21 protein-coding genes are annotated in these 24,102 nt (G+C 46.4%); 4 read left to right on the forward strand and 17 right to left on the reverse strand.

The annotated features are described in order from the left end of the window. Positions 1-59: 59 nt before the first annotated feature. From putA to SDEN_RS03600, 4 genes are all read right to left on the reverse strand, one after another. Positions 60-3,254, reverse strand: coding sequence for a bifunctional proline dehydrogenase/L-glutamate gamma-semialdehyde dehydrogenase PutA (gene putA / locus SDEN_RS03585; protein WP_011495144.1), 3,195 nt, complete (start codon positions 3,252-3,254; stop codon positions 60-62). Positions 3,255-3,567: 313 nt separating this feature from the next. Continuing rightward, positions 3,568-4,149 (reverse strand): TIGR04211 family SH3 domain-containing protein, encoded by a 582-nt coding sequence (locus SDEN_RS03590; RefSeq protein WP_011495145.1) that lies wholly within the window; start codon positions 4,147-4,149, stop codon positions 3,568-3,570. Between the two features lie 123 nt (positions 4,150-4,272). Beyond that, complete coding sequence (locus tag SDEN_RS03595) at positions 4,273-5,541, reverse strand: inorganic phosphate transporter (RefSeq protein ID WP_011495146.1); 1,269 nt, start codon at positions 5,539-5,541, stop codon at positions 4,273-4,275. Between the two features lie 24 nt (positions 5,542-5,565). Beyond that, complete coding sequence (locus SDEN_RS03600) at positions 5,566-6,246, reverse strand: TIGR00153 family protein (protein WP_011495147.1); 681 nt, start codon at positions 6,244-6,246, stop codon at positions 5,566-5,568. 222 nt (positions 6,247-6,468) lie between these two features. On the opposite strand from SDEN_RS03600, the gene SDEN_RS03605 reads away from it, so the two are divergent. After that, positions 6,469-7,434, forward strand: a complete 966-nt coding sequence (locus SDEN_RS03605; protein ID WP_011495148.1) for an inorganic triphosphatase — start codon at positions 6,469-6,471, stop codon at positions 7,432-7,434. A 34-nt stretch (positions 7,435-7,468) separates the two neighbouring features. Here the strand turns inward: SDEN_RS03605 and SDEN_RS03610 are convergent, their stop codons facing one another. The 8 genes from SDEN_RS03610 to SDEN_RS03645 form a co-directional block, all read right to left on the reverse strand. Beyond that, complete coding sequence (locus SDEN_RS03610; RefSeq protein WP_011495149.1) at positions 7,469-8,299, reverse strand: potassium channel family protein; 831 nt, start codon at positions 8,297-8,299, stop codon at positions 7,469-7,471. Positions 8,300-8,445: 146 nt separating this feature from the next. Beyond that, the gene (locus SDEN_RS03615) at positions 8,446-8,772 is read right to left on the reverse strand and encodes a hypothetical protein (protein ID WP_011495150.1); all 327 of its coding nucleotides are present in this window, start codon (positions 8,770-8,772) and stop codon (positions 8,446-8,448) included. A 29-nt stretch (positions 8,773-8,801) separates the two neighbouring features. Continuing rightward, positions 8,802-9,446, reverse strand: a complete 645-nt coding sequence (locus SDEN_RS03620; protein ID WP_011495151.1) for a hypothetical protein — start codon at positions 9,444-9,446, stop codon at positions 8,802-8,804. A gap of 6 nt (positions 9,447-9,452) precedes the next feature. Further along, positions 9,453-10,142 (reverse strand): PspA/IM30 family protein, encoded by a 690-nt coding sequence (locus SDEN_RS03625; RefSeq protein WP_011495152.1) that lies wholly within the window; start codon positions 10,140-10,142, stop codon positions 9,453-9,455. An 11-nt stretch (positions 10,143-10,153) separates the two neighbouring features. Then, positions 10,154-10,567 (reverse strand): YjfI family protein, encoded by a 414-nt coding sequence (locus tag SDEN_RS03630; RefSeq protein ID WP_011495153.1) that lies wholly within the window; start codon positions 10,565-10,567, stop codon positions 10,154-10,156. A gap of 100 nt (positions 10,568-10,667) precedes the next feature. After that, positions 10,668-12,368 carry a polyamine aminopropyltransferase gene (locus SDEN_RS03635; RefSeq protein WP_011495154.1) on the reverse strand — a complete coding sequence of 567 codons (1,701 nt, stop codon included), beginning with the start codon at positions 12,366-12,368 and terminating at the stop codon, positions 10,668-10,670. An 8-nt stretch (positions 12,369-12,376) separates the two neighbouring features. Next, positions 12,377-13,276, reverse strand: a complete 900-nt coding sequence (locus SDEN_RS03640) for a DUF350 domain-containing protein (protein ID WP_041405655.1) — start codon at positions 13,274-13,276, stop codon at positions 12,377-12,379. 9 nt (positions 13,277-13,285) lie between these two features. Next, on the reverse strand, positions 13,286-14,245 hold the full coding sequence (locus tag SDEN_RS03645) for a hypothetical protein (protein WP_011495156.1): 960 nt from the start codon (positions 14,243-14,245) through the stop codon (positions 13,286-13,288). Between the two features lie 156 nt (positions 14,246-14,401). Here SDEN_RS03645 and glnE point away from each other — a divergent pair, with 156 nt between their 5' ends. Continuing rightward, positions 14,402-17,269: a bifunctional [glutamate--ammonia ligase]-adenylyl-L-tyrosine phosphorylase/[glutamate--ammonia-ligase] adenylyltransferase gene (gene glnE, locus SDEN_RS03650; RefSeq protein WP_011495157.1), complete on the forward strand. Its 2,868-nt coding sequence runs from the start codon at positions 14,402-14,404 to the stop codon at positions 17,267-17,269. Positions 17,270-17,357: 88 nt separating this feature from the next. Here the strand turns inward: glnE and SDEN_RS03655 are convergent, their stop codons facing one another. The 3 genes from SDEN_RS03655 to SDEN_RS03665 form a co-directional block, all read right to left on the reverse strand. Continuing rightward, positions 17,358-18,308 carry a sodium-dependent bicarbonate transport family permease gene (locus SDEN_RS03655; RefSeq protein ID WP_011495158.1) on the reverse strand — a complete coding sequence of 317 codons (951 nt, stop codon included), beginning with the start codon at positions 18,306-18,308 and terminating at the stop codon, positions 17,358-17,360. Between the two features lie 71 nt (positions 18,309-18,379). Beyond that, positions 18,380-19,093 (reverse strand): substrate-binding periplasmic protein, encoded by a 714-nt coding sequence (locus SDEN_RS03660; RefSeq protein WP_157599822.1) that lies wholly within the window; start codon positions 19,091-19,093, stop codon positions 18,380-18,382. 213 nt (positions 19,094-19,306) lie between these two features. Continuing rightward, complete coding sequence (locus tag SDEN_RS03665) at positions 19,307-19,666, reverse strand: hypothetical protein (protein WP_011495160.1); 360 nt, start codon at positions 19,664-19,666, stop codon at positions 19,307-19,309. A gap of 227 nt (positions 19,667-19,893) precedes the next feature. Between SDEN_RS03665 and SDEN_RS19735 the strand changes: the two genes are divergently transcribed. Continuing rightward, positions 19,894-20,409: a bactofilin family protein gene (locus SDEN_RS19735; RefSeq protein WP_011495161.1), complete on the forward strand. Its 516-nt coding sequence runs from the start codon at positions 19,894-19,896 to the stop codon at positions 20,407-20,409. Positions 20,410-20,539: 130 nt separating this feature from the next. On the opposite strand, the gene SDEN_RS03675 is transcribed toward SDEN_RS19735, so the two are convergent. Both SDEN_RS03675 and lpxL read right to left on the reverse strand, forming a co-directional pair. Continuing rightward, positions 20,540-21,454: a L,D-transpeptidase family protein gene (locus tag SDEN_RS03675; RefSeq protein ID WP_011495162.1), complete on the reverse strand. Its 915-nt coding sequence runs from the start codon at positions 21,452-21,454 to the stop codon at positions 20,540-20,542. A gap of 183 nt (positions 21,455-21,637) precedes the next feature. Continuing rightward, positions 21,638-22,561, reverse strand: coding sequence for an LpxL/LpxP family Kdo(2)-lipid IV(A) lauroyl/palmitoleoyl acyltransferase (gene lpxL / locus SDEN_RS03680; protein ID WP_041405656.1), 924 nt, complete (start codon positions 22,559-22,561; stop codon positions 21,638-21,640). Positions 22,562-22,664: 103 nt separating this feature from the next. On the opposite strand from lpxL, the gene hldE reads away from it, so the two are divergent. Beyond that, the gene (gene hldE, locus SDEN_RS03685) at positions 22,665-24,095 is read left to right on the forward strand and encodes a bifunctional D-glycero-beta-D-manno-heptose-7-phosphate kinase/D-glycero-beta-D-manno-heptose 1-phosphate adenylyltransferase HldE (protein WP_041405657.1); all 1,431 of its coding nucleotides are present in this window, start codon (positions 22,665-22,667) and stop codon (positions 24,093-24,095) included. Positions 24,096-24,102 lie beyond the last annotated feature (7 nt).

Consider the following 24,102-nt stretch of genomic DNA (forward strand, 5'->3'; position numbering starts at 1 on the left):
TGCCATGGGCATAAAAATGCCCGCACAGGGCGGGCATTTTACTTGGATCGGATTAACCCTTACTCGTCGCTATCGCCTAATGACAATAGGGTCGCATTACCACCAATGGCGGTGATGTTGTTAGTGCGCGTTTTCTCGGTTACAAAACGGGTCAAATAGTGAGGACCGCCCGCTTTAGGACCCGTGCCAGATAGGCCTTGACCCCCGAATGGCTGTACCCCAACCACGGCGCCAATTTGGTTACGGTTGATGTAGACGTTACCAACATTCACTTTGTCAGCCAAATTAAGCGCGTGACCTTCGTTACGGCTATGAATACCTAAGGTTAAGCCAAAGCCTGTGCTGTTGATTTCATCAATCACTTTACTTAAATCAGCGGCCTTGTAGCGGATAACATGCAATATTGGGCCGAAGTGTTCTTTTTCTAACACCTTGATTGAGTCAATTTCAACCGCGATTGGCGCGACAAAGTGACCATCTTCAGTGCCGGCTGGTAGTTGAATTTGCTTGATAAGCTTGCCCACTTGCTTGATGTGATCGATATGCGCATTTAAGTTCGCTTTAGCTGTTGCGTCAATCACAGGACCGACATCGGTTTGCACCTTGCCAGGGTGACCAATAGCAAGCTGCTCCATGGCGCCTTGCATCACTTCTATGACTCTGTCGGCGATATCTTCTTGCAAGAATAACACCCGCAGCGCCGAGCAGCGTTGGCCAGCACTGGTGAATGAAGATGAAACTACATCGTTAACCACTTGCTCAGGCTGTGAGGTTGAGTCGACCACCATGGCATTTTGACCACCGGTTTCGGCAATCAAAGGAATAATCGCGCCATCACGGTTTGCTAAGGTGCGGTTAATGAGTTTGGCTGTGCCTGTCGAGCCAGTAAAGCACACACCGCCAATGCGCTCATCGGCTGTGATGGCTGAACCTACGGTTGCACCTGTACCAGGCAGGTATTGCAGCACTTCAACCGGAATACCTGCCTGGTGAGCCAGCTGCACAGCGCGATAACCTATGAGTGAGGTTTGCTCCGCAGGCTTAGCAACGACAGTGTTACCGGCAGCTAATGCCGCCGATACTTGGCCTAAAAATATCGCCAATGGGAAGTTCCATGGGCTGATACAGACAAATACACCGCGGCCTTGAAGGAATAACTCGTTAAGCTCACCCGTTGGGCCTGGGAGTAGCTCAGGTTGACCCATAAGCTTCTTGGCTTGAACGGCGTAGTAGCGACAGAAATCCACGGCTTCACGGACTTCATCTATACCGTCCTGAATACTCTTACCGGCTTCACGGGTACAAAGTGCAATCAGCTCTTCGCGGTTCTCTTCCAATAGGTCGGCAAGTTTTTGCAGCGCGCTGGCGCGGGTTTCTACCGGAGTACGGGCCCAACTAGGGAAGGCGTGACTGGCAGAGGCTAGCGCCTGCTCTATGGCTTGTTGATCGGCGAACACCACTTGGCCCACAGTCTGCTTGGTATCATAGGGGCTGACGACAGTATTAATATCACCGGTTAAGGTTTTACCGTCTACCAGTGGGCCTGCTTGCCACTGAGTGTCATTGAATTTATCTATGGCGGCGAAAAATGGCTGAGCTTCAGACAAGATATTCATATTTAATCCCTTAGAATTTTTACGTTCAGCGCCAAAAATATCGGCGGGTAAAGCGATGTTTTTATTAGCAAGGCTTTTGTAGGCTTGCAAGGTGACCAGAGGATGAACCACTAACGAAGCGATAGGGGTTTTAGGGTCAACCAGCTTGTGCACGAATGAGGTGTTAGCCCCGTTTTCTAGCAGACGACGAACCAAGTAAGGCAATAGTTCCTTATGGGCACCAATGGGGGCGTAGATCCGCACTGTCTTGGCACCGCTTTCAGCCAAAATCGTGTCATAGAGCTCTTGGCCCATGCCGTGCAAACGTTGAAACTCGTAGTTCCTATCCGTTGCCATGGCATCTATGCTGGCCACAGTTTGCGCATTATGAGTCGCAAATTGCGGATAGATGGCAGCGCGAGTGGCGTCAGACAATAAGAAGCGTGCACAGGCAAGGTAGGACACGTCAGTGCCCGCTTTACGGGTAAATAGTGGGTAGCCTGCTTCACCTGCTTGCTGCGCCCATTTAAGTTCACTGTCCCAGTAAGCGCCTTTGACTAAACGTACTGGGATTTCATCCCCTTGCTCTTTGGCAAGGCGGGTCAACCAGCACAGTACAGGTAGTGCGCGTTTAGAGTAAGCTTGCACCACTATGCCGAGTAAATTCCAGCCTTGGGATTCTACTGAGTTAAATAGTTTTTTGAATAGTTTAAGGGAAAGTTCCAGTCTATCCACTTCTTCGGCATCGATTGAAATGCCAATGTTAAGCTCACGAGCCTGCACAATCAGCTTGATAACTGTGGCGTAAAGCTCAGTTAATACTCGGCCTTCGTTGGCGACTTCATACCTTGGATGCAGAGCCGAAAGCTTAATTGAGATAGTCGGACGCGGTGATTCATTTTCATCATAGCTTTGAGCGCCAAGTTCTTTAATGGCGTTGCTATAATCATTGAAATATTTCTTGGCATCCTTGTCCGTGAGTGCGGCTTCACCGAGCATATCGTAGCTGTGGGTGTAGCCTAAACTGCGCTTAGCTTCACTGTTATTGAGGGCTTCTTTTACATTGCGGCCCAAGACAAATTGCTTGCCCATGATTTTCATGGCAGCGTACATGGCCTGGCGAATAACTGGCTCACCTAAGCGATTGACTAAGCGCTTAAGTAAGTTGCTCGGGGTGCCATCGAGCTTTTTATCTAGCTTGATGATTTTACCCGTGAGCATGAGTCCCCAAGTCGAGGCATTCACTAACACAGAGTCACTCTGTTTTAAGTGAGCATCCCATTTGGCACCTGAAAGCTTATCTTCGATAAGGGCATCGGCAGTTTCCGCATCAGGTATACGCAGTAGGGCCTCAGCCAGGCACATAAGGATAATGCCTTCGTGAGTTTCCAGGCTATATTGCTGCAAGAAAGCATCGACGCCAATCATTAAGCCTTTTTTCTCAAACTTACGCACCTTACTGACTAAATCATGGGCGCGTTGAGTCACCTGCTCAATTTGCTCATCAGTGGAAGGCACAAGCTTGATAAGCTCTGTGAGATAAGCTTCTTCATCGACAATATAGTTGTCGGTCACGGCTTGGAAAAGTTGGTCAAGAGTGGCATCGTCATAGCGGCCGGCCAATACTTCACTCGCTTTGAACATCATAATGGTTTCCATCTTGGTCAGTTAAAGGGTGATGCTAAATCGCTGTTTATCCCAACTTTACTCTATACGTAAAGACGTTCTCTGGAGTGAAGTCTGAGTACTCAGGAGAGCTTTGTTATTTTGTATACAATCTACGATATTTTCGGCGCGATTATACAAGCAAAAATCATTTCTGCACACCATAGCTTAACTGGTAGGGGCTGTTGTTTTGAGAGGGAATTTTTTGAGGGCTGTAACGCCCAGTTGACGACCTATCAAAGGGAATAAAAAAACCAAGGCATGGCCTTGGTTTAGTGTGTTTGAACGGGTTATGAAAACCGCTTAATTATGACATCCAACGGTTTTTCTTACGGCCACTCGGACGAGGTAAGTAGACTAAAATGATGCCGATCAGCGCACCAATACCCGCGATCATGCCACCTTGCTGCCACATGGCAAACATTTGCTTGTCTTCAACCGACTCGACTTTTTGCTTGATAGTATCTCGTTGTGCTTCAGTCTTGGCTAATAATTGCTTAAGCTGAGAAATACGCTTATTGGCATCATCAAGAGCGATAGCAGTGGTTGCTTGGGTCTGGGTCATCTGTTGCAGCTCGTCTTTAGCTTTGCTTATCACTTCTTGAAGATCCGGCAGGCGTTCGCGAATGCTTTTGGTGGTGGTAATAAGCTCTGACTTTACCCAACCTTCACGACCTTTGTGGTCGATGATTTTGGCATAATCGTCTTGAGTTTCGTTGAGTGAGGTGACAGCTTGACCAGCCTCAACGCTACCTATGATGCGGTATTGATTACCTGGACCACCATGAATATAGACATAGACATCATCGGTAATAAAATGCGTTGGCTCCTGCGCCATCAATCCATTTGAGACGAATAATAGCGTTATTATTGAAAGTAATCTTAACACGTTAATTTTCCTAGGCATTAAATCTAACGCCAATGCTATTTACTTCAAAGCTAGAAAGCAAGAAGGAAGTCACATGACTTCCTTCTTTTATGGTAATTTAAGTAAATAAAGCCAATAAGCTGCTTATTCGAATACACCTTTGATGATGTAGAAGAACACTATGGATAAACCCGCACCCGCAGGTAAGGTTACAACCCATGACACAACGATGTTACGCACAACACCTATGTTAATGGCTGCAATGCCGCGAGCCATGCCCACACCTAACACAGCACCCACTAAGGTTTGGGTGGTAGAGATAGGAAGACCTGTGCCTGATGCAATCACAACCGTTGACGCTGCGGCAAGTTCTGCGGCGAAACCGCGACTTGGGGTTAAGTGAGTAATGTTCTTACCTATGGTTTGCATTACGCGAGTACCAAAGATGGCAAGGCCTAATACGATACCCACAGCACCTAAGGGTAAAATCCACCACACAAGTGTCGATTCAGAAGCAATAACACCGCCACTTTCTACCACAGAAACTACCGCGGCTAATGGACCAATGGCGTTAGCAACGTCGTTTGAACCGTGAGCAAATGCCATGGAGCAGGCTGTCACTATCATCAGGATAGCGAAGACTTTCTCAACATTAGCGAAGGTGGTTTGACGGTCAGCTTTTTCACTCATTTTAAGGCGAGAAATAGCAATGCTGCCGAAAATACCCACAATCACAGCCACAGCAAACGCTAGACCGTAAGCTTCAACATTAGAGAAATGCAAACCAACGTGCTTAAGGCCCTTAGTGATAGTCACCAGAGACATGATGAAACCTGCGAAGGCCATGTAGAAAGGCACATAGCGTTTGGCATTTTTCAATGGATCATCGGTATTGAAAATAAGCTTCTGCACACTCTGGAAGATAATATAGGCGATGAAACCTGAGATGGCTGGGGTGATAACCCAAGAACCTACGATACCACCTACTTTCCCCCAAGCTACAGAATCGGCATTTACGCCTACTGCCGCAAAGCCCACAATGGCACCCACAATAGAGTGAGTGGTCGATACTGGCCAGCCTAATGCCGACGCCACTACTAACCAAATACCCGCAGCCAGCAGGGCTGAAATCATACCGTAAACCAGCAGTTGCGGTGCATCGGTAAAGTAGTTTGAATCTATGATACCACTGCGAATTGTGCTGGTGACTTCACCACCCGCAAGATACGCACCAGCAAATTCAAAAATCATCGCTATGATGATGGCTTGTTTTATCGTAATAGCATTTGAACCTACTGAGGTTCCCATGGCGTTGGCAACATCGTTTGCACCAATACCCCATGCCATTAAAAATCCAAACGCTGCAGCAAGTGCAATAAGCACAGGGCCGTTGGCGACTAATACATCAACCATTTTGTGTCCTTGATAACTTTGTGATTAGTTACGAGCTAGCATTAGCTCTAGGCGGGAACCCACGCGCTCAGCAAGATCTGCTAAACCGCCAACCCATTCGATAATTTTATACATGAACATCACATCGACAGGATTCAGGCCGGCTTCTTCGCTGTACAGCTTGCGACGGACCTGGATCTGCAAGTCATCCGAGTCTTCTTCGATGATATCAAGTTCATTGATCATTTTTTCCACCAATTTCACTTCACGACCACGGAAACCTGCTTCTAGCAGATCATCGAGTTCGTTAATGGCTTGTTTGGCGAGAGAGACTGCGTCTAGACAGCGTTTCAAATAGGCATTGAACGGTTCTTGAACAGCTTCGGGCAATACAAGTTGGCGGCCAATGACACGGCCTGATATATCTTTAGCTTTGTTGGCGATCTTGTCTTGCTGAGTTAACAACTCGAGTAAGTCAGTACGTTCAACAGGCATAAATAAACCGCCTGGAAGTGTAAGGCGAATTTCACGCTTTAAAGAATCAGCTTCTTTCTCAAGCAAGCTAATTTGCTTGCGAATTCTTACCGCTTCATCCCAGTCACCTGAGGTCGTCGCAGCAAAGAAAGGGACAAGTAATGACGCACATTCATGCACCTTGTCGATATGCTGTTCTAAAGGCTTAAGAGGTGATTTTGCAAACACACCTAAAATAGAGTTTACTGGCATAGCCGTTACCTATTTAATGATTCCAATTTGGAAAAGCGGGCGCATGTTAACCCAAGCGTCCACGTAATGAAACTGTGTTTTTGATATAATCTACAGTTATTGCGATTCAGTATATATGAACTGAGTCGGGCTATCCTAAGGGATTTTTATTACAGCAATGTGACATTATGACTTTAATATGACGCATTAGTGAACGTTTGATGACCAAGTGGGCAAGATTCAATGACTAAAGAAGTAGAACTAAAACTGTTTTTTCAGGCTCAAGATTATGATTTATTGGTAAAAACACTAGGCAACCTAAGTGGACTAGAAGCCAGACCCGCTAAAGTATTAAAAAATGCTTATTTTGATACGCCTAAGTTGCAATTACGCCATTGGGACATGGGGTTGAGGATAAGAGGCTTCGAAAATGGCGCTAAAGAGCAAACCATTAAAGTCCGTGGTCAGGTCGCAGGCGGCATTCATTCACGGCCAGAATATAATAGTGAGTGCTTAAATGAGATCCCGGACTTAGGTTTATTTCCTGTCGATATTTGGCCAAATGACGCTCAATTGTCAAAGGTTCAAAGGGCGCTCTATTGTTTGTTTGAAACCAATTTCGAACGCAAAATCTGGATAGCAAAACAGGGCAGTAGTCAGATTGAAGTGGCCTTAGACAAAGGAGATATTATCGCCTCAGACAAGCATCAAGCTTTATGTGAATTAGAACTTGAATTACAAAGTGGTGAACAGGATTCATTGTTACATCTGGCGACTGAAATTGCGCAGCAAGTGCCCGTTAGGCTTGGTAAAGCCAGTAAAGCACAACGAGGTTATCGCTTAGGTGGCAATTCAGCCTTGGCAAGTACCGAGGACCTTAAACCGCTGCCAGAATCAACGGCGAGTCTCGATGCTGCCGCTTTAGCTGACGACATCGGCTTAGCGCTTGAAAACTGGCAAGTACTCGATGAGCTGTTAAGCGCGGTCACTGACAGCACAGCTGAAACTGAATTATGGAAAAGGCTTAAGTCAAACCTTGATGTTATCGAACAGCGCCTTGAAGCGCTTAATTGGCAGGCTGTAAAAACGGCCCCTTGTTGGCAGCTGTTATTGTCTGAATTTAACCGTCAAGGCAGATTAAGTGAACAGTGGCACAGCCTAGCCTACGGCCAAGCTCAGCTGGCGTTAGTCAGCGCACTTAGAAACTGAATTTTAGGGAACTGAATTTGAGATGTTACCCAAATTATGCATCATCCTTGGGTTGATTTTTCGTGAGTAAAGCCTGACGCAGGCTGGCTATTTCTGCCAACATTTGTGTTTGGTTTTGCTCCATTTTCTGCTGATTTTCTTCCATTCGTGCCAGGGCTTGATCTAGCTCTGATTTAATATTTTCTTGGTGCGCCTCATGGCGTTCATTGTCTTCAGGAGTAATAAACACTGAGGCCATATAACCTGAAATGACCCCAAAGAAACTCACGCCACTGACAATAACTAAGGCGCCAATCACGTGGCCGAGTGTGGTCGTTGGAAAATAATCACCGTAACCCACAGTGGATATGGTCACTAACGCCCACCAAAGGGCTTGCTCAGCCGTGTGTATGTTAGCCTCTGGGTGACCTGACTCGACCAGCAAGATGACCACCGAAGATAACGTGAGAATAAGCACCATGGCCAGCAATAAGCTTGCTAAGGTGGTTTGCCTGCGCTGCTTAAGTAGTGGCAAGAGGATTGAACGGCTCATGCTGATAAGGCGGATGACTCTGAGGATTTGAAACACTCGGGCGATACGCAGGGCTTCGATAGCCGGAATACTGGCGATAAAATCTATCCAATGATGTCTGATAAAGTACTTTTTGTCTCTAGCTTTGATTAACCCCCAGAAAAACTGGCTTAAGAAAATGACGCAGATGCCTGTGTCTATCATCAACAGCAGTCTAAGGGTTTCTTTATCCAGTTGGGCAAACGCTATGGTGAGCACTAATACCACTGAAACTAAAGAGAGCACCATCATCGCCAGTTGAAAGGGCTGGATAGCATTGATGTTTTTAAGTGCTGCAGTCTTCTTGTCTATCATGGGGTTATCCACTGAAAAATAGCATTTTAATCGACAATAACAAGAGGGTTGCAACTGAAGCAAGTTTATCTAGTTGGAATTGTGTTATCGGTATTAAAAAGAAAAAAGCACGCAACCAAGGGTGGAAGTTGCGTGCTGTTGGAAATTTATTCGGTGTCGACAAAATGAACTAAATCATCCAGTACGCGTTTTTTGATCTCCAATTGTAATTGGGGATCAAGATCATATTTGATGGCCAGTTGCGCATAGTCCTCAGGGCTCAGTGATACAGTAAGCCGAGGTCGTTTTGGTCTTTTAGCCAAGCTTAAGCCTAAGATAGTACGAATTTGATCTGAGGGGCTAACCCCAGCATCCAAGGCGGCTTTACGAATGGAATATTGAAACTTTTCATCCAAGTCAAACGCCACTTGGGTAGCCTTGGCCGCGGCTTGGTTTTTAAGCCACTTTTCCGGTAAGGTTTTCCCTTTGGTCATAACATCCTGACTCCTATTGCTGCGTCAGATTAACTGACAGGCCAATATTGTCTGATATCTGTTAGGGGTCGATATAAGGTGAGCATCACCTCGGTCTCGCCGCCTTCATAAACCTCGATATCGATAGCATGGCTATCTTGACCATTTACTAGGCTATAGCTTTCAAAAGCTTCGCCTTGTTGATCTTGAGGTGGTTTCTGACCCCGATAGTCTTGCCGGTGAAAATAACCAAAACCGGCAAATTCAACTTGATGGTAATTTTCCCCAAGCCATTTACCGAATTCATCATCTTGAGCTTGCGCAAGTGACTTAGGGGTTAGCTTAGCCTGGCCAGGTTCTTCGAATATTTGCTCGAATTCAGCCATATCGAACAAGGTGTCAACTTGCGCTGAGTTTATCTTGATAGATAAGCTTAAGTAGCTGTCATCTTCTTCCACATAAGTAAGGAAAATGGCGTCACCACTGTGGCCGCGAAGTAAGAACTCACAATTTTGGGTGCGCTCATATTCATAGGTATGCACGGCCTCGACTCTCAATTGCTGCCCTTTAAGTTGCGGCGGCAAAGCAAAACTGTCATCAAGGGTAATCATGTCACCCTTGATGAGCTTTGTTGGATGGTCAAGCTGGCGCGCAGGGGCTTCTTTCTTGCCAAACAGGCCGCTTAGAAATCCCATAATCCATTAACCTTTACGTGCTTTAATGCGATCTAACACGGCATTAGCACTGGATTTTTGCTCGCCAATGCCGGCTTCTGCCAACTTAGCGTGCAATGACTTGTCGCTGTTCTCTTCCGCTAAGGTTTCAGAGGCTTTTAGGCGGTCATCAAATTGCTGCTGACGTGCCTTGATGCGCTCAAGAGAATCTTTAGCATTGAGTAGCTTAGAGTTGCTCGATGCAAATGAGTCAGTAATGGTCGCTGTGGCTCTTTGCACGCTTTCAGTGGTCTTTACCATGCTGAGCTGACGTTGATAGTCTGATAGCTGACGCTCGGTCTTTTTCACTAAATCTTTCAGGCGCAGTGCATGGGCTGAGAAACTCTCATTAGCACTTTGCTGCTCAGAAAGCTCTTGGTCTTGTTGAGCAATCTTTTCAGCCACTTCGATAGCTAAGGCTTCATTGCCTTTCTCTAGGGCTTGAGTCACGTAGCCTTCATGTTCTGCAATGCTGCGTTTTAAGCGGTCAACTTCACGACTGGCTTGCATTTCTTTGGCCATCACGTCGGTGAGTTCACGCTTTGCCTTGGTTAAATGTTTCTCGGCATCACGAATTTCTTGTTCAAAAATGCGAGTCGAATTAGCGTCAACGATTGTTTGGCCAACTTCGGTTGCACCACCGCGAAACGCAGTTAGAATCTTATTTAAAATACCCATAGTGTGGCTCCTTAATTCAAAAATTCGGCAAGTTCATCGATAACTTCTAAACAGTTATCCGACAATACTGCCAGTTCTTGTTCAATTTCTTCCATGCTAGATTGTACCGATAAGGCACCATAGACCACGTACTTGTCATCAATCTTGGCGAAAGATGATAAAGGCATAGGAATATTCAGCTCTAACATAGTTTCAAACATTTGTGCGCGGCGGGTCTGATTAACTTCATCCTCACCCCACAGATAGCTTATGCATAACACTTGGTTGTCAGTGACAGAAACAAATACGGGGATCTCTTCACGGCCAACAATATTGACTTGCAATACTTCAACATCACCATCGATAGGGTAGCAATCGAATTGAAAACCCGTCTGGCTTAGATCGCCAAGTCCATTAAGGTGGCTGGCTATTTTATGTATGTTCATATTCGTCCTTATGACATATTATGTCTGTGAGTTAAGATAGCATCAGGACATAATATGTCAAGCGCTATTTTTGATAATTTTAATCAACTCAATAAACCGCTTATCGATTCTCTGACCAGTCGGCTAAATGGTACTGATAAAGCTGTAATGAATTGAGTTTGTTTATTTTTATTTCATCTTTTTCACGGTAAAAATCACCGGGGAATTCAAAAGCCCCCAAGATCAATCCTGGTGTTAACCAAGTTTCATCAGCGGGTAAGTTAAGGTGTTTGGTCAACCTTTGCTTAGGGCTATCGCCAGATTTCGTCGCCATGGACCAGCCCCATTCGCCAAAACTTGGGACATTGTGATGATACTGCTGCACATCAAAACCTGCCGATGCCATGGTTTTACCCACTGAAATAAACGCGTGGGGGGCATGATAGGGCGAGGTCGACTGCACGGTAATGGCGCCATCGGCGCTCAGCAATTCGTTGAGCTTTCGATAGAAAAAGTCGGAATATAGCTTGTTTAGATCAGGATGGCTTGGGTCTGGCAAGTCGACAATGATGGCATCGAAGCTTAACTCTCTGGCAATCAGTTTATCGACACCGTTAAAGGCATCATCGAAGAGGATTTCAACCCTAGGATCGTTTAAGGCATCCCCATTAAGCCGCTTAAGCTCACGGGCTAGGGCATTTGGCATATCTTCTGGAGCTTGTTTAAACAGCTGGACTAAATCTTTGTCTAAATCCATCAAGACGACTTGTTCTGGTTGCCACTTAAGCACTTGCTTTAAGCCTAAGCCATCGCCGCCGCCAATGATGAGTACTTTTTGCTGCCGCGCACTGGCGGCTAATGTCGGGTGGACTAAAAAGCTGTGGTAGATGTGCTCATCGCTACTGGAAAACTGCAGCCGGCCATTGATGTACAGCGAATACACTGGCGCCAAGCCTTGGCCTCGAAGGCGCTCGGTAATATTGAGCTGCTGGAAACGGGTGGCTTTAGCGTAAACCACCTTATCTTTATAGAGTAAGTTATTAAAGTCTTGCTCCCAACTTGGCCCTTGCCAAGCCAACAGAATTAAGATGAGTCCCACCACGAAGTGCAGTGCCAGTAAGAGTCTGACTCGAACAATTTGCTCCCAAAAGCGCCAGATAAATACTAGCCCTGCTAACAGGTTCACACTGGCGGTGAGCGCTGCTGCGAGCTGAATATCTATGGCCAGCATAAACGCGACCCAGATGGCAGCGCCAATACCTGCTCCGAGATAATCGGCGCCATAAATAGTGCCCGCATTGTGGAGCAAATGTGCCTCTGATAAAGATTGACGTACCCGAGCAATCAAGGGGATTTCCATGCCAATCATTAAACCGAGAATAAGCCCCCATAAATAGGGTAAATATTCACTTAGGTTTTGCAGCTTGGCAATAAAGCCGCCATCGGGGAGGTGATCGGCGGGCAGGCCTAAGGTATTGGCCAACATCAAAGGAAATTGCTGACCAAAACCTATGACCGCCGCTGTGATTATGATAGCAAGGGAGCCACATAAGGCGACGAGTAGCTCGAGCACCACAAAACCTGTGAAGGCGCAGCGAATTTTACGCGCCGCAAAGGCGCCAAAACCCATGGAGACAATCATCAAGCCAATCATGGTGTAAATTGCGGCTTCAAGGGCCCCTAAAATACGCCCAGCATAATGAGATAACAGGTATTCATAGATCAAACCACAGGCAGCCAATGACGCCATTATGCCTAATAACAGCGCATCATCCAGCCATGAAATACCCGTGGTTTTATTGTTTTTTAACCCTAACGCCATGTTTTGTATTACGCCATCAATGCCGTTAACAGTAACGCTATGGCAATGCTAATGGCCATTTCTACCGCAGCGATACCGATATTGTGTTGTTGCTCCACTTCTTGGGCTAAGTTGATGCGAGCAAGCACTAAGGCCTTCACTAAGGTTATCAATAGCGAAAGCACCACTAACATGATCAAGGAGAATATCATCCAACCTATGATATTAGTGACATAGGCGCTGGGATCATAAGTAATAAAATGGCTTGCGGCATTAAAGCTTAACGCCATGGCAATAAGGTAGCCACTGTGACGAATGGCGAGCGCGGTTTGGCCAGTCACAAAGGCTTGTTGCATAGAAGCGTCTTGATTACGCTTGGCATAGCGACGTTCACGCAGGCGGGTCAGCAGCACTAAAATAAACTGGGAAATGATAAAGGCACTGAAGATAGCAATAAAGGTATCTAAGGTAATGTCCTCAGCCCACATCAATACAGAGCGAATGATGATGGCGGTTGCGATGGCAACCGAGGCATCGACTAAGGCAACCGAAACATTGCCTTTGAGTATTTCAGCATTCTTATCTAATTCATTTAAGGCAATCTTGTCGTGTAAGAAGCGCCCAAGCTTGATTAGCACTAAGCCAAACAGGCCGTAACTTGTCATGCCAATGGCTTCGGTTGCATAGGAGCTAGCGGCTTCGCCAGTAATCGCCCCAGTGAGGACTATGCCTAAGGCGGCAATGGCGCCCGCTGTACTTATACCAAAGGCAAAATTGTCGCGCTCGGCAAGTTCTACACTGCTGTTGACCTTAACGCTCCAGCCTTGTAAATAGCGCATTAAGGTAAGCAAGATCACCGCTATGCTTAAGTCTATGGCGAGAATAATCATCAGCTCTTGGGTTAAGCCTAAGTCTTGAAATAATGTCATCATGGTTCCTTATTTTCCTCGGCTCACGCCACGACTAGTCCGGCTATTGGAGTTGCGAAAACTACTGTCTTTTGAATAATTTGAACGAAACTTACTGCGATTGCCCGCGGTATTGACTGCTGGTGCTGAGCTACTTTGCTTTGACAAGCTAGTGGCACCGGTTCGGGTCTTGGCATAGGGGCTTTGAAAGCGTTTGCCTTGAGAGCTAAAGCGCTTTTTTTCTCGCTCAAAGGTGCTATTTTGGTGGCTTGCCTGTTTGGGTGAGGTGTAACGGTAGCGGCCCACATCATTGTAGTAGCTGTAACCGCGGCGACTAGACCAGCGATCATAGCCAATGGGGCGATTAAACACGTTAGAGAACATGGCGTACATGCCGTACCAAGCCCAAAATGAGGTGCCACTGCTGTTTGTTTGCCAGCTGCCATAACCTGGGTTGCCCACCAATTGACTGCCTGGGCCAAAGTCTTCGCCGCCATTGGCAAGCACTGAGGCCTCTTTGCTGATGGAGTTGACTCGGGCCAAGGCACCGTTAGACATGTCGGCAATCACATTGACAGGATCTGATAATAAATCGTTATACAGGCTGGGATCTAAGGCTTGATACAAATTCTGCGCTTCGTCCAGCTGTTGGTCGACATCGATAAAATTACTGCTGTCGTTCAGCTCTTTTAGACGCCGTTCAAGGGATTGATACATGGGGCCTTGGCTGCCTGCATCTTTTGCCAGTTCATCGATTAATGGCTTAAGATCTGGTTTACTCCTGGCCAAAATCTGGCTGTATTGATTAAGTAAGTTAGCATTTCTTAACTGCTTATCCTCGAGCATAGTGGCGAGTTGCCCTAAGCGCTGTTGGCTGAGCTGTTGATACTTCTGGATTTGTTCTGGTCTATCATCGCCACAGCCAGCCAAAACTAAGCTTGAGACAATAACGAACAAGATCCCGAGTATGCGGGGAAGCATGCCGTTCATGTTTTCTCCAAATTGGGTTAATTTCAGCTACAAATTCGATATGACTGACGCATAGCTTATAGTAATCTTGATGCCGATTTAGAACTTTATTCTATAGATCTAATTATATAACACTCACGACATAATATGTCGACTGCTAATTTGTTAAGGAATATTATGCCTGTACCTAGTCAGCGCCACAAAGTTTATCCGGCCCCTTTGGCACAGGCATCGGCAGAATATTGGACTGTGCTCACCCAGGCTTGGCCTGACGCCCTGCATCAGCTTACTGAAGTGCAGCAAGATGAACTGAAAACGATTTTAGGCTTGAGTGATTTTATTGCCAAGCAACTATGCCGTCATCCAGAGTGGGTACTGACCTTGTTTCAGCAAGGACTGTTAGATGAGGTGGATAGGCAGGCTTTCGATCGTGAGCTACATAAATTACTCGCCAATGTCAGCGACGAAGAACAAGTAAAAAAAGTCCTCAGGGATTATAGAAACCTGCATATGGTGCGCCTCGCGTGGCGAGACTTCATGGACTATGGCAGTTTAGAGGCGGCGCTATTAGACTTATCGGCACTGGCCGAAGCCTTAGTGATAGCAGGGCGAGATTGGCTTTATAAACAAATGTGCATGCAATACGGTACCCCCAGTGATAGCCAAGGCCAACCACAACCTTTACTTATATTAGGCATGGGCAAACTTGGCGGCCGTGAATTAAATTTCTCATCCGACATAGACTTGATTTTTACCTTCCCTGAACATGGCGAAACCTTAGGGGCACGGCGCGCGCAAACTAATCAAGAATTTTTTATTCGCATGGGACAAAAGCTGATTAACTTGCTTAATCAAGTTACGGTCGATGGGTTTGTGTTTCGAGTCGACATGCGGTTGCGACCTTACGGCGAGAGTGGCCCCTTGGTGGTGAGCTTTAGTGGTCTTGAAGATTATTACCAAGAGCAGGGCCGTGACTGGGAGCGTTATGCCATGGTTAAGGCCCGTGCCCTTGGTCCTTGGAATGGTTACAGTGATGAGTTGCACGCCTTACTTAAGCCTTTCGTTTATCGTCGTTATATCGATTTTTCCGCCATTGATTCACTGCGTCGAATGAAGCAATTAATTGCCCAAGAAGTGCGTCGTCGCCAGTTGACCGACAACATTAAATTGGGCGCTGGCGGCATTCGCGAGGTGGAATTCGTGGTGCAGAGTTTTCAGCTTATCCGTGGTGGCCGCGAGCCCGCACTTAGGCAACAGAGCCTATTTGGCGCCATAGATGTGCTGTACAGCTTAGGCCAGTTGGAATACTTGGCGGTTGATGAATTAAAGCACAGTTATGTGTTGCTGCGCCGAGTGGAGAATCTGCTGCAAGCCATAGATGATAAGCAAACCCAAACCTTGCCTAATCGAACCCTAGATTGGCAGCGGCTTTGTTATGGCTTAGACAGGGTTAATGAGTCGGATTTACGCACTCATATTGAAATGGCGATGGGGTTAATTCATCAGCATTTCAATGCCACAGTGGGCGGGAATGATAGCCAAGAGCAGAGTGAGCATTGGACTGTGCAGTTATGGAATCTTCAACAAGACGAGCATGCACAGGCGTTACTGGATGAGCAGCAAATAGAAGATGATGAACTCTGGCCATTACTCAGTCATTGGCGCGCCATGGTGGCTAAGCGCACCATAGGCCCAAGAGGTAGAGACACTTTAGATAAGTTGATGCCAAGGCTGCTAGATGAACTCACAGGCATGATGAAGCCAAGTCAGGCCTTTAAACCTGTAGCACAGGTGTTAGATCAAATTTTGACCCGCACCACCTACCTTGAACTCTTGTGTGAAAACCCCGGCGCGCGGCAGCAGCTCGTCAGCCTGTGCTGCGCTAGCCCTTGGGTAGCGAAAGAATTGGCTAATTTCCCCATGTTGCTGGATGAGCTTATTGATCCCACCCAGCTTTACGATACCACCTCCATCGATGACTACCCTGCAGAACTTAGGCTGTATCTGCTGCGAGTGCCAGAAGATGACATGGAGCAGCAAATGGAGGCACTGCGCCAATTCAAATTGTCACAGCAATTAAAAATTGCCGCCGCCGATGTCACTGGGGTGTTGCCTGTGATGCAAGTGAGCGATCACTTAACTTTTTTAGCGGAAGCCATCATAGAACAAGTGGTTCATCAGGCTTGGCATCAGGTGGCCAGTCGTCATGGCGTGCCTGCGGGCACTAGCCTAGATAATATGGGCTTTGCCATCATAGGTTACGGTAAGCTTGGGGGAATTGAACTCGGTTACGGTTCAGATCTTGATTTGGTGTTTTTGCATCAAAACGACCTATTTGGGATCACAGATGGCGAGCGCTCCATAGAAGCTAAGCTGTTTTACCTTAAATTAGCCCAAAGAATAGTGCATCTATTTGCCACCCGTACCACCTCCGGTGAACTCTATGATGTGGATATGCGACTTCGACCCTCAGGGGAGTCTGGACTTTTGGTGAGTGACATCGAAGGCTTTTATCAGTATCTGCAAACTGAAGCTTGGACCTGGGAGCATCAGGCCTTAGTGCGTTCACGGTTTGTGTTTGGCTCAGGCGCCATGGCGGCGCGTTTTAATGATATTCGCGCTGCCGTGCTTAGCATGACTCGGGAACGGACTGAGCTTGCCAAAGCGGTGCGGGATATGCGCACTAAGATGCGCGATCATTTGCTCAAAGTTGGCATAGATGAGTTCGATTTGAAACAAAGCCCAGGTGGTATTGCTGATATCGAGTTTATTGGGCAGTACATGGTGCTGGCTCATGCAAGCGAGCATAGTGAGCTCACGCTTTGGTCCGACAATGTACGGATTTTTGAAGTCTTAGCGGATCTTGAAATATTGCCTGTGATGCAAGCGCAATTATTAACCCAAACCTATTGTTGGCTCAGGGATGAGAATCATAGATTAACCTTACAGCATGCTAAAGGGGTGTTGGCAAAGGATAGTGTAAGCCATAAAACAGGGCCTGTGCTTGAACTCTATCAAGGGATCCTTAACCCTTCCAAGGCGTAACGATTGGCCTAATGATTGCCCTAATATTAGGGCCGGTATGGGTTCACCATGACCAGCCCTATAATTTGTGCTGTAGTACAACTTAAGCTTAATAGAATTGGGCTATCCAATGTTGATATAAGGGCAAGCCAATTAACACGTTGACAGGGAAAGTGATCCCCAAGGAAGCGAGCATAGCGAGGCCAATATTGGCATCGGGTATTGCGGCTTTTATCGCAGCAGGAGCGGCAATGTAAGAGGCACTGGCACTTAGGCCCGCCAACACTAAGGTGCTACCTTGAGGTAACTCTAGTAACAACCCTATCAAGATCCCAACCCAGGCTAAAACGAAGGGCGCCACGCCTGCAAATGCCAATAAACGCCATTGTTTATAAGGCAGCGGGAAGCAGACTTTTGCCGTAGTGATGCCCATTTCCAGTAGAAATAATGCCAGCAAGGTTTTAAATCCGCCCAATAACATAGGGGTGATAGGGGCCATACCCTCAGTACCGTAAACCCAACCAATTAATACCCCGCCGCAGAGCAGCACAACGCCACGACTTGTCATGGCCTCGTGGAGTACGCTGGAATTCGTTGAGTTTCCTGCGTCAGTGCTGTCTTTCGCCTGTAAATGGCGATACAGCCACAACATGACAATGATGGCCGGCAATTCCAGTAAGACTAAATATAAGGTGGTTTCAGGCTTTATAGGCAGATGAGAAAATTCGACCATGGCCATGACCACGGCGAAGGTGCCCGCGCTGACCGAACCATAATGGGCCGCAATGCTGATGGCGTCGGTGCGCGGTAGCTTAATGAGCTTAAGCAACAGCGGGTATAGGCTCAAGGGAATAATCAACCCCATGGCAACTATGGTGAGTAATTCAAGGTAATCTAAGGTGTGGGTTTGACCGTGAAGTGCCATGCCGCCCTTTAATCCCAGCGTCAGCATCAGCAAGATAGACAAGGTTTCGTAAGTGGCCTTGGGCACTTTAAGATCTGACTTAATCAGTCCAGCGAGCAATCCAAGAGAGAAGAAGGCAATGACGATATCAGGCATGAGTCTTTATTATCTATTTGCGGAATTAAGTGCTGCTGATTGTGCCTGTATAAAAAATGCTTAGCAATTGTTTACTCGCTGGAGTCTGTATTTTTGCCACCATCAAGTGCCGCCATGGGGGCAAGTAAATACTTATCGTAGATGGCTTGGTATTCCCCAGTGAGTTTTATTTTTTTCAAGCCATCGTTAAAATTATCTCGAATTTGCTTTTGCCAAAATACTGGGCGGTAATCATTAGGGTCTACGCTAATAAAATGGTGAAACTTGACCGCTTTAAATCTCACTCCTAAGCGTTGTTGAGCTTGGATTTGGTAATACTTAAAAATATTAATGTCACTGAGTACTAAATCAAAATGACCGCGCTCTAACAATAAGGCTTGGTTTTCTTGCCTAAAGTGTTCGGCATACAAACCGTTGTTTTTACCCATAGTTAACCACTCTGGGTAGCGCTTATGAGCACCTTGAAAAGAGACTATATTTAAACCGCGTAAATCCTGTGGATTTTTTATGGTTAGATTTCGCTCTTCTAAGCTAATAAATACATTGTCATACAGCACAGCGGGATCGCCATAATAGGCGCCTAAGGCGTGCATATCTTCACCTAAGTCAGTCATAGCGGCATCCACTTTGCCTTGTTTAAAATTAAAAGGCACGCGAGCTAGGGGGAGGTAACTGGGTTTAATGGAGTGACCGTGAACAGCAAGGGCTGCGCTGATGATTTCAATTTCAATCCCAGAGTCAGTATCTGGAAATGAAAATGGAGGAATAGACTCCCCAAAAGCCATCGTTATCTCAGTGGCAGATAAGCTAAAGGATAGGCTAGGTGTTATCAGGCTTAACAGCAATATAAATAAATTACGCGATATAATGTGCAGTCCCTCTTCTGAGTCTAATGAGTTTAACTTTAACCAAGTGCAATAAGTCTAGCTTATATTTTATTGGATCAACTGATACGAGTAGAGATAAATTGAGTAAAGCTTAATAATCAGGCTTTCGCATTAACCTTTCACTATGGCGCTGAGTTTGTCTATAAATGCAGTTAATGCCATGACATCATCGAAAGTGAATGCTAGCCCATAATGCACAGGCTCCACCCCTTTATTCTGCCTTTTTGGGAAGCGGGTCATTTGGTTGTTATGGAAATAATCATATTCACTGTGAACCCCATCAATTAAGGATAATTCTGCTGAAAAAATCTCAAATGCCGGACGGATCATTAATCGCGTGCGTTGGCTCTGCTGATGCACATAGAAGGCTTCTTTCGAGTCAGGCAGCATGTATTCAGTAACATTTTGAATGTTAAAATTACTACGACAATTCAAATCTTTAAGTGTTGACGTTAACTCTATTAATGACATTTTCACAACTTATTATCCAGACTAAAATTCATTGTGGCAGTATGCCGACAAAGCAGGACAAAGGGAACATGAAGAGTGTGCTAATTTTAAGCCTTGTGAAAGGCACTCATCAATTTCTCTGGACGACAAGCAAGTCATCACATCACCCAAATCAAGTGTATATTTTATTTTTTCGTCCCAAGGTCGCTTTGAATCCTTATGGATAAGTGGATCAAGATGATTAAATAATGGCGACAAATTCTGGGTTAATAAGGTTTTTTTCTCAAAAGCAGAGCAAACGTTCGGATGTGACTTTTATTGGTGTCGACGCTCAATTACAAGGTGAAATCCAATTAAAGGGCGGTGCATTAATCGCTGGAAGAATACAAGGAAGATTAAGCTCAACAAGTCATGTCAAAGTGGAATTGTCTGGGGTGATTGAGGGTGATGTTTATTGTAAAGAGCTTAAGGTTTGTGGACTAGTCAAAGGAAGGGTTTTCTGTGACAAGTTAATTATCGTCAGCTCAGGTGTTGTCGATGGTGAGCTGGCATGCCAACAAATGGAAATCTACCATGGCGGCCAGTTTATCGGTACTCGCACGTCGGTGTCACAAGAAGAAATCGTTCAAGAATCTGCTGTGGTTACGGATATGGGGATCAGTCAAACATTAGAAGAGGAATTGTTGGCAATGACACAAGAGGCTAAAGAAATTAAGCCTACACTAAGTGAAACGAGCCCAAATAGTTTAAACTTGGCCAGCTAATGAGATGTGCATTTCGATAGTGTGGTATTAATGCTAAACGCTATTTAAATTTATAATAAAAAAGCCCCTAACTTATCCTGCTAGGGGCTTTTTTAATTCTAGGCTCTTTTAATGGCCTACAGGCAAGCTATTATTGATTGATGCGAGTAGGGATGCCGTTACGTTGTTCGAGCAAGCGTTTTAACACAAAAGAATCTGTGTCCGCATGCGCAACAAACTTTGCTATATCCCTATGCATGCTAAGTCCCACAGGTTCAGCTGACTCATATTCAGCCATAGTCCGTGACAGTGGCTGATGCACTTCTAAGTAACGATTACCATCAGGCTCTTCACTGGCCTTGATAGGCTGGTTAGTGAACTCCACGCGTGTGCCTTCAGGTACGCTATTAAATAAGTGCTCGATGTCGGCATCACGTAAACGAATACAGCCTTGGCTGATGCGCAGACCAATACCAAAGGTGGCATTGGTACCGTGGATGGCATACAAATTACCTATGTAAAGTGCAAACAGTCCCATTGGGTTGTCAGGACCTGCTGGCCAAACTGCAGGTAGCACCTCACCTTTTGCAAGGTACTCTTTACGAATGCGCGGTGTCGGTGTCCAGGTTGGGTTAGCACGCTTACGCTGCACTGTAGTCACCCATTTTTCAGGGGTGTCTTTACCAATTTGTCCTATTCCGATAGGCAAAACTTCAACGATATTTTTACCCTTAGGGTAATAGTAGAGGCGCATTTCAGCCACATTGATCACTATGCCTTCACGGGGGGCGTTAGGTAAAATCAACTGGTGCGGGATCACTAAGGTACTTCCAGGTTTTGGCAAGAAAGGGTCAACACCTGGATTAGCTTCCAGCAGGTTAGTTAATCCCAGCTGAAATTTAGTGGCAATGGCTTCCAAGGTCAACTTGCCTTCGGGGACCACATAATATTGGTTCTCACCTACCAAGTTACTGTTCTTGGCTGGTAACGGGTATTCGACAGCCACAGCAGAGCTCATAAAAAGGGCCGAAACAGCGATTAGGGCAGAGCGGAGCGGATTAATCATAAGCTGGTAGTGTTCCTAAAACAGAAATTTTTAGTCCGGTTGAATAGATTATTCAGCCTGACAATTAAAGGGCGCATCCTCACTCATTTAGCTTAAAAATTCAACCATAATTTGAGTGTAAAAGCGCTTAAATGCGATAAATTTATCCTACTGGTATTACCGAATAGGGATCCTGCGTCCCATTTAATAGAGCGAAGGGTCATTTTCATTGGGGCGAGTCTTAAAGCGCCTGTGTAGCCACATATATTGGCTGCGATTCTTATCGATAAGCTGTTCTATAATTTGGTTTCCACGCAGGGCATCGCTGACTTCATCAACACCTGGGAAATTCTCTAGCGCTGGCATGACTTCAATACGATAACCTGTGTCATCTTGATTGCGCTCGACAAAAAAGGGTAACACTTTGGCTTTACCCAATTTGGCTAAGGTGGTGGCTCCAGTGATGGTGGCAGCCTCCGGCACGGCATAAAAGGGAATGAATACCGCACTTGAGCGGCCAAAGTCTTGATCTGCTGTATACCAGACGGCATTAGGGCCTCTTAGGCTGCGTACCATTTGGCGCAAGTCTCGTTTTGATACTAATCCTTTGTTTGAGCGCAAACGGCCTTTGACCTGTAGGTATTCCATCAGTGGATTGTTGTGGGGACGGTAAACACCAATACTAGGGTTAAATTGACCACACATGCGTCCGCCCATCTCAAGGGGTAAACAGTGAACGGCAAATAAAATCACCCCTTGGCCATCGGCAAGGATGTCAGTGATATGTTCAGCGCCTGTTATCTGCATATGACGCTGAACTTTTTCATCGGACCACCACCAAGCATTGATGGTATCGAATAGCGCTTTGCCGGTTTCTTCAAAATTCTGTACCAGTAAGGTTTGCTGTTCTTGGGCACTCATCTGTGGGAAGCAAAGGCTGATGTTGCGTTTCGCTGTGCGAGTGCGGCTGCCGGCAAGTCGCATCACTAGGCGACCAAGGGATGCGCCTAGTTTCATTTGCAAATGCAATGGCAAGACCTGCGTGGTACGCATAAGCGCAACACCAAACCATAATAACCAATACTTAGGATGGAGCAAATGAGTAGAAAACTGAGCTTTTTCGACCACAACTAACACGCCTTTTTATCTAAATTAGCGCTTATTCTAACTTAATTTATTAAAAAGTTAGGTACAATCACGGTTAAATTTTTACTCGAGAATGATGGCACATATGAAGGTTACCCTCCCAGCGTTTGAAAAAGCCCGTGTTTTAGTCCTTGGCGATGTCATGTTAGACAGGTACTGGGTAGGGCCCACAGGGCGAATTTCTCCCGAAGCGCCCGTGCCCGTGGTTAAAATTAATCAGATAGAAGACAGACCCGGCGGCGCGGCTAACGTAGCCTTAAACATTGCGACTCTGGGGGGGCAAGTACAGCTAGCCGGACTTGTGGGTGACGATGAAACGGCCAAAGCCTTAACCTTAGGGGTGCAAACCTTAGGGGTTGAGCCACAGTGGTTAGTTGTTAATGATAAACCCACCATCACTAAGCTGAGAGTACTATCCCGCAATCAGCAACTTATTCGGCTGGATTTTGAGGAAGAGTTCGATAGTGCCAGCAGCCAAGCCTTGTTTAAACAAAGTGAGGCCATGCTAGATAATGTCGATGTACTTGTGTTGTCCGATTACGCCAAAGGCGCCATTGCCGACCCAAGAGCCTTTATCGCTAAAGCCCGTGCTAAAGGAGTCACCGTCTTGGTTGACCCTAAAGGCAGCGACTTTGCACGCTACCATGGGGCTTCTTTAATCACCCCTAACATGAGTGAATTTGAAGCGGTAGTGGGGCCAGTTAAAGATGAAGCCGATTTAATCGAAAAAGCACGGCAACTAATAAAAACCCATGAGTTTAGTGCCATGCTGGTGACTCGCTCTGAAAAAGGCATGACACTTATCACGGCTGATGAGCCTGAACTGCACATACCGACAGTTGCGAGAGAAGTTTATGACGTCACAGGTGCAGGCGACACGGTTATTTCCGCGTTAGCCACCTCCCTTGGCGCTGGCAGTACCTTGGCGCAAGCCTGTGCTATCGCCAACACTGCAGCGGGTGTTGTTGTGGGAAAATTGGGCACCTCTACCGTGAGCCGTATCGAGTTGATTGGCGCCTTGGCATCACATCAGGGCGAGTCAGGTTTTGGTGTTGTCAGTGAAGATCAACTGGCTTATGCCATGGAGCAAGCACGGCTTCGCGGTGAGCGAGTGGTAATGACCAACGGTTGTTTCGATATCCTGCACGCGGGTCATGTGAGCTACTTGAAGCAAGCGAAAGCCTTGGGCGACAGATTAATCGTGGCGGTGAACAGCGACGCCTCAGTTAAACGTCTAAAAGGCGATGGTCGCCCAGTGAACCAAGTGGACAGACGTATGGCGGTGTTAGCGGGGCTTGCCGCTGTGGATTGGGTGGTGCCTTTTTGTGAGGATACGCCGGAGCGCATCATTACGCGCTTATTACCCGATGCCTTAGTGAAAGGGGGTGATTACAAGGTTGAAGACATAGCGGGTGGCGCTCAGGTTATCGCCGCGGGTGGTAAGGTCGAAGTGCTGGGTTTCGAAGATGGGGTATCGACCACGTCCATCATCCAAAACATCATGGCTAGGCAGTAAGTTTATC

This window comes from Shewanella denitrificans OS217, assembly GCF_000013765.1.
Classification (GTDB): Bacteria; Pseudomonadota; Gammaproteobacteria; order Enterobacterales; family Shewanellaceae; genus Shewanella; species Shewanella denitrificans.